Source organism: Pseudomonas sp. G7(2022) (assembly GCF_052660475.1).
Genome location: NZ_CP109659.1, coordinates 5,267,413 through 5,281,681 on the forward strand (window position 1 = coordinate 5,267,413; position 14,269 = coordinate 5,281,681).

Here is a 14,269-nt window from a genome sequence, read left to right on the forward strand (position 1 = left end):
TGACTTGTACACCCATGAATCTATGCTGAGAGAATGTTGTACAGATCTATCCGTCTGTACAGGATCAGATTCGAGGTTGTTGCATGTCCGACTCATCGACGTCCCTACCGAAAATCGCCATCAGCGCCTGCCTGATGGGTGCCGAAGTGCGGTACAACGGCGGGCACAAGGAATCGCGGTTGTGCAGCCGTACCCTGGCCGAGCATTTTGAGTTCGTTCCGGTATGTCCTGAAGTAGCGATCGGCCTGGGAATTCCCCGCGAGCCGATTCGACTTGTTGGCGACCCGGCCAAGCCTGAAGCGGTCGGCACCGTCAATCCATCGATCAATGTCACCCAACCGCTGGCGGCCTATGGCGCAAAAATGGCTGCAGAGCTCGATGACATCTGCGGCTACATCTTCATGCAGCAATCGCCTTCCTGCGGTCTGGAGCGCGTCAAGGTCTACCACGCCAACGGTGCACCGGTGAATGGTGGCGGGCGCGGCATTTACGCCGAGGCGTTCTGTGCACAGCATCCGGATCTGCCGGTGGAAGAAGCCGGGCGCCTTAACGATCCGGTGCTGCGGGAGAACTTCATCACCCGCGTGCTCGCCTACCGCGAATGGCAGCAGGTGCTCAAGCAGGGTCTGAGCCGCCGCGTCCTGACCGACTTCCACTCGCGCTACAAATACCTGCTGATGGCCCACAACCCGGTGCAATACAAGGCACTGGGCAATCTGCTGGGCAACATGAGCGGAATCGATCCCGTGGAGCTCGGCCCGCGCTACTTCAGCCAGTTGATGGCGGCACTCACTACCTGCGCTACACGCCGCACCCACAGCAACGTGTTGCAGCACATCAGCGGCTACTTGAAACGCGCCATCAGCGCCGAAGACAAACAGGAAATGCAGCACGTCATCGGCCAGTACCGCCACGGTATCGTGCCGCTTGTGGTGCCGCTGACGCTGCTCAAACATCACTTTCGCCAACACCCCGATCCGTACATCGCGCAACAGGTTTACCTGCAACCGCACCCGGAAAACCTCAGCCTGCGAAACGCCATTTAATGAACGACACACCCGACAGCAGCGCCCGCGAAGACCTCGGCGCCGACTTCAAGAAAGCCCTCGACGAGGGCTGGCTGCCGATCCGCGAGGTCGCGCGCCAGACCGGCGTCAACGCGATTACCCTGCGCGCCTGGGAACGTCGCTACGGGCTGATCGTGCCCCAGCGCACGCCCAAAGGTCATCGCCTGTATTCGGCCGAACACGTGCAGCGCATCCAGACCATCCTCACCTGGCTCAACCGTGGTGTGGCGGTCAGTCAGGTCAAACCGCTGCTCGACACCCCGCAAACCATCGATGTACCACCGGAAAATGAATGGCACCCCTTGCGTCAGGCCGCGCTGCTGGCGGTCACCCAGCTGAATGAACGCAGCCTAGACGACAGCATCAACCAGGCCATGGCGCTGTACCCGCCACGAACGCTGTGCGAGCAATTGCTGATGCCGTTGCTGGCGGAACTCGAACAGCGCTGGCAAGGCCAGTTCGGTGCGCAGATGGAGCGGGTGTTCTTTCATTCCTGGCTACGTAGCAAATTCGGCGCACGCATCTACCATAACAACCGTCAGTTGCGCGGCGCACCGTTGTTGCTGATCAATCAGTCGGATCTGTTGCTGGAGCCACACCTGTGGCTCTGCGCCTGGCTGATCAGCAGCGCCGATTGCCCGGTGCAGGTGTTCGACTGGCCGCTGCCAGCCGGTGAACTGGCGCTGACAATTGATCACCTGCAAGCCCGCGGCGTTCTGCTGTATTCCAGCAAAGCCATGAATCTTGTGCAGTTGCCGAAACTGTTGAACGGCATCAACTGCCCAAAAATGATTGCCGGACCAACGGTGTGCATCCACCACGCCGAGTTGTCCGTAAGAACTTCCGAGATCGCTGATCTGTACCTGGCCGAAGATCCCTTGTCGGCACATCGGGCACTCCTTCAGCGTGGGTTGATTTAATGATTCGTGCAGAGAACACCATGCAATTGATCTGGCTGCGCAGCGATCTGCGCCAACATGACAACACCGCCCTGACGGCCGCCGCCGAGCGCGGCCCGACCGTGGCCGTGTACCTGTTGAGCCCCGAGCAATGGCAGGAACATGACGATGCACCGTGCAAGGTCGATTTCTGGCTGCGCAACCTGCGGGTATTGAGCAAGAGCCTGGGCGAATTGAACATCCCGCTGTTGATCCGCAGCGCCCCGCACTGGGATCAGGCACCCGCAGTGCTGCTTGAGCTCTGCCGGCACTTGAAGATCGAGGCCGTTCACGTCAATGAAGAATACGGCGTCCACGAGAGCCGACGCGATGCAGCTGTAGCCCGGGTATTGCAGGCTGAAGGGATTGCATTTCACAGCTATCTCGATCAGTTGCTGTTCAAGCCCGGCAGCGTGCTGACCAAGACCGGCACCTACTTTCAGGTGTTCAGCCAGTTCCGCAAGGTCTGCTATGAACGCCTGCATCGCTCGATGCCGCCACTGATAAAGACGCCCTCCTCGCAGGCCCCGCTGAAGATCGACAGCGACCCGGTGCCCGAGTCCATCGAGGGCTTTGCGACGCCCGGCCAATCCCTGCGCAACCTTTGGCCCGCCGGCGAAGCCGAGGCCCAGCGACGCCTCGACACCTTCGCCGACGTGCAGATCGACTACTACAAGAGCGAGCGCGACTTCCCGGCCAAACCCGGCACCAGTCAGCTCTCGGCCTATCTCGCCGCAGGTGTGATCTCGCCGCGCCAGTGCCTGCATGCCGCACTGCAAAGCAATCAGGGCGAATTCGAAAGCGGCAAGGTCGGCGCGGTCACCTGGATCAACGAACTGTTGTGGCGCGAGTTCTACAAACACATTCTGGTCGGCTACCCACGGGTGTCCCGACATCGCGCGTTCCGCCCGGAAACCGAAGCCCTGGCCTGGCGTGATGCGCCGCAGGAGCTCGCGGCCTGGCAGGAAGCACGCACCGGCCTGCCGATCATCGACGCGGCCATGCGCCAATTGCTCGAAACCGGCTGGATGCACAACCGCCTGCGGATGGTGGTAGCGATGTTCCTGACCAAAAACCTGCTGATCGACTGGCGCGAAGGCGAACGCTTTTTCATGCGACACCTGATCGATGGCGATCTGGCGGCCAACAACGGCGGCTGGCAGTGGAGCGCATCGACCGGCACCGATGCAGCGCCGTACTTCCGGATTTTCAACCCGGTCAGCCAGTCGGAAAAGTTCGACAGCGAAGGCCTGTTCATCAAGCACTGGCTGCCCGAACTGGCCGGGCTGAACAAAAAAGAAGTGCATAACCCGGCCAGTGCCGGCGGGCTGTTCGGTGTGGCGGACTATCCGCCGCCGATCGTCAACCTGAGCACCTCACGGGAGCGGGCGCTGACAGCGTTCAAGAACCTGCCCTCTCGTGAGTCTATCGGAGAAGGCCATGAGTGAATTCCTGCGCCGCTTCGCCCGCCAGTTTGCGCAGTTGAACAAAGACAACCTGCACAACCTGGAGGCGCTCTACAGCGAGGACATTCATTTCACCGATCCACTGCACGAAGTGCAGGGACTGACGCAACTGCGCAGTTACTTCAGCGAGCTGTACGCCAACGTCACCGAGTTGCGGTTCGACTTCCACGGTTTCGACCAGATCGGCGACTGCGAAGGTTACCTGCGCTGGGTCATGAGCTACCGCCACCCGCGCCTGGCGGGTGGACGATTGATTCGCGTCACGGGCTGCTCGCATCTGCTCTGGCGCGACAAGGTTTATCGCCACCGGGATTACTTCGATGCCGGAGCACTGCTTTATGAACATCTACCAGTATTGGGCCGGGTGATCGCCTGGCTGAAAAGGAGAATGGGATGAGCCGTACACCTCCAAGACGTTATTGGCTGACCGGTGCCAGCAGTGGCATCGGTGCAGCACTGGCTGAAGAGATTCTGAAAACCGGCGCGCACCTGGCGGGCAGTTCCCGTCAGGTCGCACCGCTCAAAGTGCTGTCGCAACGTTATCCAGGACGGGTTCTGGTAGTGCCCGGGGATTTGACCAACAGCCAGACCGTGCGGGAAATCGGTGAAAAGATCGCGATGGAGTGGGGCTCGCTGGACACCGTGATCCTCAACGCCGGCACCTGCGAGTACGTCGACGCAAAGCAGTTCGACGCGACGATCATCGAACACGTGGTGCGCACCAACCTGCTGGCCAGCAGTTACTGCATCGAGGCCGCCCTGCCGTTGCTGCGCAAAGGGACTGCGCCGCATCTGGTGGGCATGGCCAGCTCCGTCACCTACGTGCCGCTGCCCCGGGCCGAAGCCTACGGCGCGTCGAAGGCCGGCCTGCGTTATCTGTTCGAATCGCTGCGCATCGATCTGGCAGACGAAGGTATCGAAGTCACGGTCATCAGTCCGGGCTTTGTCGATACACCGCTGACGGCGAAAAACGATTTTCCGATGCCATTGAGCTGGCCTGTGGACAAAGCTGCGCGGCACATCTTCGGTCGACTCAAGGATCGGCCTCTGGAAATCGCTTTTCCAGCGCTGTTCATGGCGGCGCTCTGGCCCCTGTCGAAAATGCCCGCGCGCGTGCAACTGGCGATCGGTAAGCGCATGGTGCGCAGCACACCACCGCTGCGGGATGCGACATGAATATCGCCATCGTCGGCAGCGGGATCGCAGGTCTGACTTGCGCGTACCTGCTCAGTCGCCGACATACCGTCACCGTCTTCGAGGCTGGCGACTGGGTCGGCGGCCACACCCACACCGTGCCAGTCACGGTGGATGGGCGCGAATATGCCGTGGACACCGGATTCATCGTGTTCAATGACTGGACGTACCCGAACTTTATTCGTCTGCTCGGCCAGTTGGGTGTGAGCAGCAAAGCCACCGAGATGAGCTTTTCGGTGAGCGATCCGGACACTGGCCTGGAATACAACGGCAACAACCTCGACAGCCTCTTCGCTCAACGCAGCAACCTGATTTCGCCGGGCTTCTGGGGCATGCTGCGCGACATCCTGCGGTTCAACAAGGAGGCCCGGCACGACCTCACCGAACAGCGGATCGCCAGCGACACCACACTCGACGACTACCTCAAGGCCGGTGGCTACGGCGAACGCTTCATCCTGCATTACATCGTGCCGATGGGCGCGGCGATCTGGTCGATGCCGATGGCCGAGATGCTGAATTTTCCGTTGCAGTTTTTTGTGCGGTTCTTCGAGAACCACGGTTTGCTGTCGGTCAGCAACCGTCCGCAATGGCGAGTGATCGAGGGCGGTTCCAGTGCCTATATCGCACCGCTGACCGCAAGCTTCAAAGACCGGATCCGCCTGAACTGCCCGGTCAACCGGATCGACCGCGACGAGCACGGTGTGGTTATCCACAGCCCTGTCGGCATCGAGCATTTCGACAAAGTCGTGCTGGCCTGCCACAGCGACCAGGCGCTACGCCTGCTGGGCAGTCCCGGTCGTGCCGAACGGGAGATCCTCGGTGCACTGCCTTACGCCGACAATGAAGTGGTGTTGCACACCGACACCCGCCTGCTGCCGACACGCAAACGGGCCTGGGCCAGCTGGAATTATCGCCTCGGCGGTGCGGGGCATACCCAGGCAGCCGTGACCTATGACATGAATATCCTGCAGGGCATCCAGAGCGACACCACGTTCTGTGTCAGCCTCAACCAGAGTGCCGGGATCAGCCCGTCCAAAGTGCTTGCCCGTTTCACCTACGCCCATCCGCAATTCAGCCTCGCGGCGGTGGCGGCACAACAGCGCTGGGGCGAACTCGACGGCGCGCAACACACACATTATTGCGGTGCCTACTGGGCCAACGGTTTTCATGAAGACGGCGTGGTCAGCGCTTTACGCGTCGCCGCAGCGTTTGGAGAAAGCCTGTGAACAGCGCGCTCTACAGCGGCTGGATCGCCCACCGGCGCTTCGCTCCGCGTCGACATGAATTCCGTTACCGGATCGGGCTGATCTATCTCGATCTGACCGAACAGGATGCCGTGCTGAACCTGTCGCCCCTGGCAGGCACGAGCCGGTTTGCACCGTTCTCGTTTCGCGAGACCGACTACCTCAAGACGTTCACCGGTCGCGGCATGCGGCTGATCGATGCCGTGCGCCTGCAGGTCGGCGCGGCGCTCGGTCACGAGCCGCAAGGCTCGATCTGCCTGCTGACCCAGCCGCGCAGTTGGGGCCTGGCATTCAACCCGGTGAGTTTCTTTTATTGCCACGAGGCCGACGGGCAACTGGCGGCGATTCTCTGTGAAGTCAGCAACACGCCGTGGCGCGAGCGCTATCACTACGTACTGCCGGCGCGGGCGCCGACCAGCGTGCGTGACTTCCACCAGCACTTCGCCGTGGCCAAGGCGTTCCATGTATCACCGTTCCTGCCGCCGGACCTGGAATACCGCATGAGCTTCAGTCCTGTCGCGAAAACCCTTGGCGTGCACATGGCCGACTGGCAGGACGAACGCAAACTGTTCGACGCCACGCTCAATCTGAAGCGCGAACCTCTTGATCGATCTCACCTGCACCGGCATTTGTGGCGCTTTCCATGGATGACCGCCAAGACCGCCCTTGCGATCTATTGGCAGGCCCTGCGTTTGCTGCTCAAGCGCACCCCGCTGTTCACCCATTACGCGGCCGATGACAGTTTTCGCACCGCCACTGCATCTCCCGAGGAGCACCGCCATGAAGTCCTCTAGCGTTTCGGCCAGAGCCATTCCGTTCAGCACTCACGGGATCACCGGTTCGCTGCTGCGTCGCGGAGTCCTGCGCCAGCTCGCACAGCTCAAGCACGGGCAACTGGTGGTGATCGAGGACGGCGAGCGTCAGGTCTTCGGCACACCGGGCAGTGCGTTGGTGGGCGAAATTCATGTCCTCGACGTGGCGGCCTGGGGCATGGTCGCGAGCAATGGCTCGATCGGCGCCGGGGAAGCGTTCATTCACGGCTACTGGAGTTCTCCGGACCTGACCGCCGTGGTACGCGTCTTCGTCAGCAACCTTGAAGTGCTCGACGGCCTGGAGGGCGGACTGGCAAAAATCGGCCGGCCGCTGGTGCGCGGCCTGCACTGGCTCAACCGCAACACGCGCAAGGGCTCGCAGAAAAACATCGCCGCGCACTACGACCTCGGCAACGATCTGTTCGAACAATTCCTCGACCCGACCATGATGTATTCGGCGGCGCAGTTCCTCAGCCCGGACGACAGCCTGGAACAGGCGCAATTGAACAAACTGGAACGGATCTGCCAGAAACTCGCACTCGAACCCGGTGATCATCTGCTGGAAATCGGCACCGGATGGGGCAGCATGGCGCTGTATGCCGCGCAGCATTATGGCTGCAAAGTCACTACGACCACGCTGTCCAGAGAGCAATACGCATTCACCGCCCGGCGCATCGAAAGCCTCGGCCTGCAGGACCGGGTGACGCTGTTGCTCAAGGACTACCGCGACCTCACCGGCCAGTACGACAAACTGGTGTCGATCGAAATGATCGAGGCGGTCGGCCATCGCTTTTTGCCGACCTATTTCAAGCAATGCGCGCACCTGCTCAAGAGCAACGGCCTGATGCTGCTGCAAGCGATCACCATCCGGGATCAGCGCTACGAGCAGGCAAAGCGCGGCGTGGATTTCATTCAGCGCTATATCTTCCCCGGCGGCGCCCTGCCCTGTGTGCAGAAAATGCTCGAAATCGTCAGCCGCGATACCGACATGAACCTGCTGCACATGGAAGACTTCGGCCTGCACTACGCCCGGACCCTGCGCCTGTGGCACGAGAACTTTCGCCACGCCCACGGTCGCCTGAGCGAATTGGGCTACGACGATTATTTCCTGCGGCTGTGGGAGTTTTACCTGTGTTACTGCGAGGGCGGATTCCTCGAACGCACCATCGGCACCGCACAATTGCTGTTGGCCAAACCAGGGGCCATGCCTGCGCCACTGCTTGGGCGTTTCGATGCCTGAACGGATCGCCAATGCCGTACTGTTCCAGATCGGCTGGCTGGCCTGCGTGCTCGGTGGCAACAGCCTGTGGTTGCTGGTGGCGCTGGCAGTCTTGGTGATTCATCTGCGCTGGGTCAGCAGTTGGGCGGCGGAAGGTCGCCTGATTCTCAGCGTGGTGATTATCGGCACCGCCGTGGACAGCGGCCTGCGCGGTCTCGGCGTCTTCGAGTTCAAGGACCTGTCGCCCCTCATTCCGCTGTGGCTGATGCTGCTGTGGGCACTCCTTGCCACGACGCTGCGCCACTGCCTGCAATGGAGCGCGCGGCCATGGTGGCTGGCGACTCTGCTCGGGGCCGTCGGAGGCGCATTGTCTTACTGCGCCGGAGGACGACTGGCCGGGGTGCAGTTTCCCTACGGCGAACTGCCAACCCTGATCGGTATCGGCCTGTTGTGGGCGCTGCTGTTCCCCTTGCTGCACTACATGTCCCGACGCCTGGTGCAGTAATCGTCCGTCAGGGCTTTCACACGCACGCGGTTCGCTGCCGTACACTGCGGCCATGAAGACCATTCCTCTCCAGCCAATCGACGAACCCGCAGTGACCTGTTCGACCTGCGCAGCCTGCTGCTGTCAGCTCGAAGTCATGCTGATCACCGACACAGGTGTGCCCGAACGCTTCATCGATACCGATGATTGGGGGGGTGAAGTGATGTTGCGTCTGGACGACGGCTGGTGCGCCGCGCTGGATCGCGACTCGATGATGTGCACCATCTACGAGAAGCGCCCGCTGATCTGCCGCGAGTTCGAAATGGGCGCACCGGAATGCATCGAGGAACGCCAGGGAATTGCCACGGCGTATCGCTGAGCACAAAAAAAGGAGCGCCTGGCGCTCCTTTTTTCTTGAACGGACTGTCCGGGTGCTTACAGCGGCATCGTGTAATGCAGCGAGTAGCTTTCGACCCCGTCGTTGTCGCTGCTCAGGCCGGCGTTGGAATAGTGCGTCGCACGGATCCCGACTTCATGCCCGCCATTGAAGCGCAGGCCGAAACCGAAGCGGTCTTCGAACTGGAAGGCGCCGCCGAGCTTGTTGTCTTCGTATTCGGTGTTGGAGAACAACGCCACGCCGATCCCTGCCTCGACATACGGCTTGACCGACTGACCGGCAAACTCGTAAACAAACACCGGCGAGAACGACAGGCTGTTGTTGCCAGAGGTCTTGTCACCTTCCCAGTAAGTGTAAGCACCGCTCCAGTAACCGGTCAGACGCCCCACGTCACTTTGCAGCCAACTCTTGTCCCAATCGAAATTCATGCCCAGGCGATAAGTCATGGTCGAATCGCTGGTGGCACCCACTGCAAACTCGACGCCAGCAGCTTGTGCGGTAAAACTTTGCCCCATCAGTGCAGCCGCAATCGCGGCCAAGCAGAATAGTCGCTTCACGTTGAAACTTCCTTTTCCGGAACGATCGTTTGGTTTTTTAGGTCACTCTGCGCTATAGAAATCTGCGCTTGGTCAGAAGTTCAGCTGACTTTTTAGATATTTCACATTTTTTTTACAAGGTGAATTTTTCGACATCGCCGGCGACTTGGCCCAACAGGACCAGGGTACTGCGCAAAGACTCGGGATCGGCACTGGTCCAGAATCTGACCGGCCGGTTTGGCCCTTCGGCGAGCAGATCACGCGCGGCCAGCAGCCGCTGCAATTGCCGTGCGACCGCCGCGCCCGTATCGATCAGGCTGATGCTCTCGGGGATCATCGACTTGAGCATCGGCTTGAGAAACGGGTAGTGAGTGCAGCCCAGAATGATCGTGTCGCAACCGCTGGCCAATAGCGGATCGACGTAGTGCCTGAGCAATGCTCGCAACTCGGCGCTGTGCAGATCGCCGCTTTCAATCCGCTCGACCAATCCGGGGCACGGTTGAGTGATGACCCGCACATCGGTGGCAAAACGATCGAGCAGCGCCGCAAACTTCGCACTCTGCAAGGTGCCCGTGGTGGCGAGTACGCCCACTACGCCGCTGCGGGTGGCAGCAGCCGCCGGCTTGACCGCCGGCTCCATGCCGACAATCGGCCAGTCGGGGAAATCCCGCCGCAGATCCGCGACGCCCGCCACGGTCGCGGTGTTGCAAGCGATCACCAATGCCTTGGCGCCCTGCTCGCGGAAAAAACCGGCCATCACGCTGCAACGCTGGCGAATGAATTCCGGGGTTTTCTCGCCATACGGAATGTGGCCGCAATCGCCGAAGTACAGCAGCGATTCATTGGGCAGCAGATGCTGGATTTCCGCCAGCACCGACAGCCCGCCGACGCCAGAATCGAATACAGCGATCGGCGCCTCACGCATGGTGCGAACCACAGACGCTGCATCCCGGATCCCGCTTGACCCGCAGCTCACGAAATCGCGAGCCCAGTGCATCGATCAACAGCAGACGCCCCACCAGTGGTTCGCCGAAACCCGCCAACAACTTCAGGGCTTCCAGCGCTTGCAGGCTGCCGACCAGACCGACCAGCGGCCCGACCACGCCGGCTTCGCTGCAAGTCAGTTCGGCTTCGCTGCCGTGACCGTACAGGCAGTGGTAGCACGGGCTCTCGGCGCGACGCGGGTCAAACACCGACAGTTGTCCTTCAAGGCGGATCGCCGCGCCGCTGACCAGCGGTTTGCGCGCCGCCACACACGCGGCGTTGACCGCTTCGCGGGTGGAGAAATTGTCCGAGCAGTCGAGCACCAGACCCACTGCAGCCACGGCGGCGGCGAGAGAATCCTCGTCCAGTGCCTGACGATGAGGCACCAGTTTGATTTCAGGGTTGATTGCGCTCAGGCGCTTGAGCGCCGAGTCGACCTTGGTCATGCCGACACTGTCGGTGTCGTGGATGATCTGGCGTTGCAGGTTGGTCAGGTCGACCGTGTCGAAGTCCGCCAGATGCAATTCACCGACACCCGCCGCCGCCAGATACAAGGCCACCGGCGCACCGAGACCACCGAGGCCGACGATCAGCACCCGGCTGTCCTTGAGCTTCAACTGGCCATCAATATCGATGTGTTGCAGGAGGATCTGCCGACTGTAGCGCAACAATTCCTGATCATTCAGCACGGCAGGCGCCCCAGGCTGATCCGTTGATGGCCGCCCAGATCGGTGCGGCTGTGGACTTCTTCGAAACCTTGAGTGAGCAGCAGATCGCGCACGGCTTCAGCTTGATCATAGCCGTGTTCGAGCATCAGCCAGCCTCCGGCCTCCAGATGCTCCGGCGCCTGAGCGACGATCAGACGAATATCGTCGAGCCCGTCGATGCCCGCCACCAGGGCGCTTTCCGGTTCGAAACGCACATCGCCTTCGACCAGGTGCGGATCAGCGGCGCGGATGTACGGCGGATTGCTGATGATCAGTTCGAAACGCTTGCCTTCGAGGGCGCTGAACCAGTGACTGCTCAGTACCGTGACGTTGTTCAGGTGCAGACGCTGACGGTTGCGCTCAGCCAGGGCCACGGCTTCCAGCACACGATCCACGGCAGTGACGCTCCACGCCGGGCGCTCGCTGGCCAGGGCCAGGGCAATCGCCCCGCTGCCGGTGCCGAGGTCGAGAACCCTGGCCGGGGCCGCCGACAATAATTCCAGTGCCGCTTCCACTAGCAGTTCGGTGTCCGGACGCGGGATCAGCGTGTGCGGTGCGACTTCCAGATCGAGCTTCCAGAACCCTTGCTGACCCAGAATGTAGGCCACCGGCTCGCCGCTGCGACGACGCTGCAGGTACTCGGCGAACACCAGTGCGGCTTCGCTGGGCACGATGCGCTCAGGCCAGGTGTGGAGAAAACTGCGGGACTTGCCCAGCGCGGCGGCCAGAAGCAATTCGGCATCCAGGCGTGCGGTGGGCGAGTCTGGCAGTTCGGCGGCGCGCAACAGACTGGCGATGATGGTCATTTACTCACCTATCGCTGCGAGCTGGTCAGCCTGGTATTCGGCCAGCAACGGCTCGATCACCGCTTCGACGCCACCGGCGAGGATTTCGTCCAGGGAATACAAGGTCAGGTTGACGCGGTGGTCGGTGACCCGGCCCTGGGCAAAGTTGTAGGTACGGATACGCTCGGAGCGGTCACCGGAACCCACCAGCAATTTACGCTCGCTGGCGATGGCGTTGGCCGCCGCCGTGGTCTGCTGGTCATTGAGCTTGGCCGACAGCCAGGCCATCGCCCGTGCACGGTTCTTGTGCTGGGAACGTTCTTCCTGGCATTCGACCACGATGCCGGTCGGCAAGTGAGTGATGCGGATCGCCGAGTCGGTCTTGTTGACGTGCTGACCACCGGCCCCGGAGGAACGGTAGGTGTCGACACGCAAGTCCGCCGGGTTGATCTCGATCGCTTCCTGTTCGTCCGGCTCCGGCAACACGGCCACGGTGCAGGCCGAGGTGTGGATCCGGCCCTGGGATTCGGTGGCCGGCACGCGCTGCACGCGGTGGGCGCCGGACTCGAATTTCAGCTTGCCGTAGACATTGTCGCCTTCGACCCGGGCGATGACTTCTTTATAGCCGCCATGTTCGCCTTCGTTCTCGGAAAGGATTTCCACCCGCCAGCCGCGTTTCTCGGCGTAGCGCGAGTACATGCGGAAAAGGTCGCCGGAGAAGATCGCCGCCTCGTCGCCACCGGTACCGGCGCGGATCTCGAGGAACACGTTGCGCCCGTCGTTGGGGTCCTTGGGCAGCAGCATGCGCTGCAAGGTGGCTTCCAGTTCGATGAGTTGCTCTTTGGTTTCGCGAACTTCTTCCACGGCCATTTCGCGCATGTCCGGGTCGCCGTCCTTGAGCAGCGCCTGGGCGCCTTCCAGATCGGCCTGGGCCTTGAGCAGCTGTTTATAGGCTTCGACGACCGGCTCGACTTCGGCGTATTCCTTGGAATAGGCGCGAAATTTGGTCTGGTCGGAAATGACTTCGGCGTCGCCGAGCAGCGCCGTCAGTTCCTCGAAACGGTCCTGGAGGATATCCAGCTTATTGAGCAGTGACGCTTTCATTGCGGTTTTTTATCCGAAAAGCTATCCGGTGAGCCCTCGAGGGCAAAGAGTTCCTGGGCCATGGCCAGCGCATCGAGGCGGCCTTCGGCAGAAAGCTTTTTCAACTGCACGCTCGGGGCGTGCAGGAGTTTATTGGTCAGGCCACGGGCCAACTGACCCAGCACGTCTTCGGCGTTGCCGCCGTTGGCCAGCAAGCGCAGGGCCTTTTGCAGTTCCTCGTCGCGCAGGCGTTCGCTCTGTTGACGATAGGCCTTGAGCACATCGACCGCCGCCAGCTCGCGCAGGCGCACCATGAAATCGTCGGCGCCGACCGAGACCATCTCTTCGGCAGCCTGCGCTGCGCCCTGACGGCTCTTGAGGTTTTCGGCGACCACTTCGTGCAGATCGTCGACGCTATAGAGGTAAACGTCGTCGAGTTCGCCGACTTCCGGTTCGATGTCCCGGGGAACGGCGATGTCGACCATGAAGATCGGCTTGTGCTTGCGCAGCTTCAGCGCGCTCTCCACGGCGCCCTTGCCGAGGATCGGCAACTGACTGGCGGTGGAACTGATAACGATGTCGCTGCGCACCAGTTCGGCCGGGATGTCCGACAGCAATACCGCGTGGGCGCCGAACTGTTCGGCCAGCAGACTCGCACGCTCCAGCGTCCGGTTGGCCACCACGATACGCTTGACTCCCAGTTCGTGCAGATGACGGGCGACCAGGGTGATGGTCTCGCCGGCTCCGATCAGCAGGGCCTGGCTGCGTTGCAGGTCGCTGAAAATCTGTTTGGCCAGGCTGACGGCAGCAAACGCCACGGACACCGGGTTTTCACCGATGGCAGTGTCGGTGCGCACTTGTTTGGCGGCATTGAAGGTCGCCTGAAACAAGCGCCCGAGCAGCGGCCCGATGGTGCCGGCCTCGCGGGCCACGGCGTAGGCCGACTTCATCTGGCCGAGGATCTGCGGTTCGCCCAGCACCAGCGAGTCGAGCCCGGAGGCGACGCGCATCATGTGACGAACTGCCGCATCATCTTCATGCACATAAGCACTCGCGCGCAGCTCGTCGAGGCTTAAATGGTGATAGTCGGCCAGCCAGCGCAGCACGATATCGGCCGAAAGCTGATCCTGTTCTATATACAGTTCACTGCGATTGCAGGTGGAAAGGATCGCAGCTTCGCGGCTGTCGGTGATTCGGCAGAGCTGCTGCAAGGCCTCCACCAGCTGCTCAGGAGTAAAGGCCACGCGCTCGCGGACGTCTACTGAAGCAGTCTTGTGGTTGATACCGAGTGCAAGGAAGGCCATTCAAGGTCGCTGATGGTGACGTGAAGCCGGCAATTGTCCTACTTCGTCA

General features: G+C 61.4%; 16 protein-coding genes. 10 read left to right on the forward strand and 6 right to left on the reverse strand.

Annotated elements, in window-relative coordinates:
• The first annotated feature begins 83 nt into the window (after positions 1-83).
• Genes NE357_RS24070 through NE357_RS24115 form a run of 10 tightly spaced genes read left to right on the forward strand, consistent with a single transcriptional unit; the run spans position 84 to position 8,803 of the window.
• Complete coding sequence (locus NE357_RS24070; RefSeq protein WP_169431895.1) at positions 84-1,046, forward strand: YbgA family protein; 963 nt, start codon at positions 84-86, stop codon at positions 1,044-1,046.
• Complete coding sequence (locus NE357_RS24075) at positions 1,046-1,987, forward strand: MerR family transcriptional regulator (RefSeq protein WP_169431896.1); 942 nt, start codon at positions 1,046-1,048, stop codon at positions 1,985-1,987. The genes NE357_RS24070 and NE357_RS24075 overlap by 1 nt, the downstream gene beginning before the upstream one ends.
• Positions 1,988-2,007: 20 nt before the next feature.
• Positions 2,008-3,453, forward strand: coding sequence for a deoxyribodipyrimidine photo-lyase (phrB, locus tag NE357_RS24080; RefSeq protein ID WP_169431897.1), 1,446 nt, complete (start codon positions 2,008-2,010; stop codon positions 3,451-3,453).
• Positions 3,446-3,868 carry a nuclear transport factor 2 family protein gene (locus NE357_RS24085; protein ID WP_169431898.1) on the forward strand — a complete coding sequence of 141 codons (423 nt, stop codon included), beginning with the start codon at positions 3,446-3,448 and terminating at the stop codon, positions 3,866-3,868. Before phrB ends, NE357_RS24085 begins: the two co-directional genes overlap by 8 nt.
• Positions 3,865-4,647 (forward strand): SDR family NAD(P)-dependent oxidoreductase, encoded by a 783-nt coding sequence (locus NE357_RS24090; protein WP_169431899.1) that lies wholly within the window; start codon positions 3,865-3,867, stop codon positions 4,645-4,647. Before NE357_RS24085 ends, NE357_RS24090 begins: the two co-directional genes overlap by 4 nt.
• Positions 4,644-5,891: an NAD(P)/FAD-dependent oxidoreductase gene (locus NE357_RS24095; RefSeq protein ID WP_169431900.1), complete on the forward strand. Its 1,248-nt coding sequence runs from the start codon at positions 4,644-4,646 to the stop codon at positions 5,889-5,891. Before NE357_RS24090 ends, NE357_RS24095 begins: the two co-directional genes overlap by 4 nt.
• Entirely contained in the window at positions 5,888-6,703 is an 816-nt protein-coding gene (locus NE357_RS24100) for a DUF1365 domain-containing protein (RefSeq protein ID WP_169431901.1), read from the forward strand. Before NE357_RS24095 ends, NE357_RS24100 begins: the two co-directional genes overlap by 4 nt.
• Positions 6,690-7,961 carry an SAM-dependent methyltransferase gene (locus NE357_RS24105; protein ID WP_169431902.1) on the forward strand — a complete coding sequence of 424 codons (1,272 nt, stop codon included), beginning with the start codon at positions 6,690-6,692 and terminating at the stop codon, positions 7,959-7,961. Before NE357_RS24100 ends, NE357_RS24105 begins: the two co-directional genes overlap by 14 nt.
• Positions 7,954-8,445: a DUF2878 domain-containing protein gene (locus NE357_RS24110; protein ID WP_169431903.1), complete on the forward strand. Its 492-nt coding sequence runs from the start codon at positions 7,954-7,956 to the stop codon at positions 8,443-8,445. The genes NE357_RS24105 and NE357_RS24110 overlap by 8 nt, the downstream gene beginning before the upstream one ends.
• 52 nt (positions 8,446-8,497) lie before the next feature.
• Positions 8,498-8,803 carry a YkgJ family cysteine cluster protein gene (locus NE357_RS24115; RefSeq protein WP_169431904.1) on the forward strand — a complete coding sequence of 102 codons (306 nt, stop codon included), beginning with the start codon at positions 8,498-8,500 and terminating at the stop codon, positions 8,801-8,803.
• 56 nt (positions 8,804-8,859) lie between these two features.
• Here the strand turns inward: NE357_RS24115 and NE357_RS24120 are convergent, their stop codons facing one another.
• The 6 genes from NE357_RS24120 to hemA all read right to left on the reverse strand — a co-directional run bounded on the left by NE357_RS24120 (position 8,860) and on the right by hemA (position 14,220).
• Positions 8,860-9,378, reverse strand: coding sequence for an acyloxyacyl hydrolase (locus tag NE357_RS24120; RefSeq protein ID WP_169431905.1), 519 nt, complete (start codon positions 9,376-9,378; stop codon positions 8,860-8,862).
• Positions 9,379-9,490: 112 nt separating this feature from the next.
• Entirely contained in the window at positions 9,491-10,282 is a 792-nt protein-coding gene (gene murI / locus NE357_RS24125; protein WP_169431906.1) for a glutamate racemase, read from the reverse strand.
• A complete protein-coding gene (locus NE357_RS24130; protein WP_169431907.1) occupies positions 10,275-11,030 on the reverse strand; it encodes a molybdopterin-synthase adenylyltransferase MoeB in 756 nt (251 codons plus the stop codon). The genes murI and NE357_RS24130 overlap by 8 nt, the downstream gene beginning before the upstream one ends.
• Positions 11,024-11,854, reverse strand: a complete 831-nt coding sequence (prmC, locus tag NE357_RS24135) for a peptide chain release factor N(5)-glutamine methyltransferase (protein WP_169431908.1) — start codon at positions 11,852-11,854, stop codon at positions 11,024-11,026. Before prmC ends, NE357_RS24130 begins: the two co-directional genes overlap by 7 nt.
• Entirely contained in the window at positions 11,855-12,937 is a 1,083-nt protein-coding gene (prfA, locus tag NE357_RS24140) for a peptide chain release factor 1 (protein ID WP_114885501.1), read from the reverse strand.
• Positions 12,934-14,220 carry a glutamyl-tRNA reductase gene (hemA, locus tag NE357_RS24145; protein ID WP_103306074.1) on the reverse strand — a complete coding sequence of 429 codons (1,287 nt, stop codon included), beginning with the start codon at positions 14,218-14,220 and terminating at the stop codon, positions 12,934-12,936. Before hemA ends, prfA begins: the two co-directional genes overlap by 4 nt.
• Between the last annotated feature and the right edge of the window lie 49 nt (positions 14,221-14,269).

Coding starts and splice junctions, on each gene's coding strand:
- NE357_RS24070 (WP_169431895.1), top strand. CDS start 84: ATGTCCGACTCATCGACGTCCCTACCGAAAATCGCCATCAGCGCCTGC.
- hemA (WP_103306074.1), bottom strand. CDS start 14,220: ATGGCCTTCCTTGCACTCGGTATCAACCACAAGACTGCTTCAGTAGAC.
- prfA (WP_114885501.1), bottom strand. CDS start 12,937: ATGAAAGCGTCACTGCTCAATAAGCTGGATATCCTCCAGGACCGTTTC.
- NE357_RS24090 (WP_169431899.1), top strand. CDS start 3,865: ATGAGCCGTACACCTCCAAGACGTTATTGGCTGACCGGTGCCAGCAGT.
- murI (WP_169431906.1), bottom strand. CDS start 10,282: ATGCGTGAGGCGCCGATCGCTGTATTCGATTCTGGCGTCGGCGGGCTG.
- NE357_RS24085 (WP_169431898.1), top strand. CDS start 3,446: ATGAGTGAATTCCTGCGCCGCTTCGCCCGCCAGTTTGCGCAGTTGAAC.
- NE357_RS24110 (WP_169431903.1), top strand. CDS start 7,954: ATGCCTGAACGGATCGCCAATGCCGTACTGTTCCAGATCGGCTGGCTG.
- NE357_RS24095 (WP_169431900.1), top strand. CDS start 4,644: ATGAATATCGCCATCGTCGGCAGCGGGATCGCAGGTCTGACTTGCGCG.
- NE357_RS24075 (WP_169431896.1), top strand. CDS start 1,046: ATGAACGACACACCCGACAGCAGCGCCCGCGAAGACCTCGGCGCCGAC.
- NE357_RS24105 (WP_169431902.1), top strand. CDS start 6,690: ATGAAGTCCTCTAGCGTTTCGGCCAGAGCCATTCCGTTCAGCACTCAC.
- prmC (WP_169431908.1), bottom strand. CDS start 11,854: ATGACCATCATCGCCAGTCTGTTGCGCGCCGCCGAACTGCCAGACTCG.
- phrB (WP_169431897.1), top strand. CDS start 2,008: ATGCAATTGATCTGGCTGCGCAGCGATCTGCGCCAACATGACAACACC.
- NE357_RS24115 (WP_169431904.1), top strand. CDS start 8,498: ATGAAGACCATTCCTCTCCAGCCAATCGACGAACCCGCAGTGACCTGT.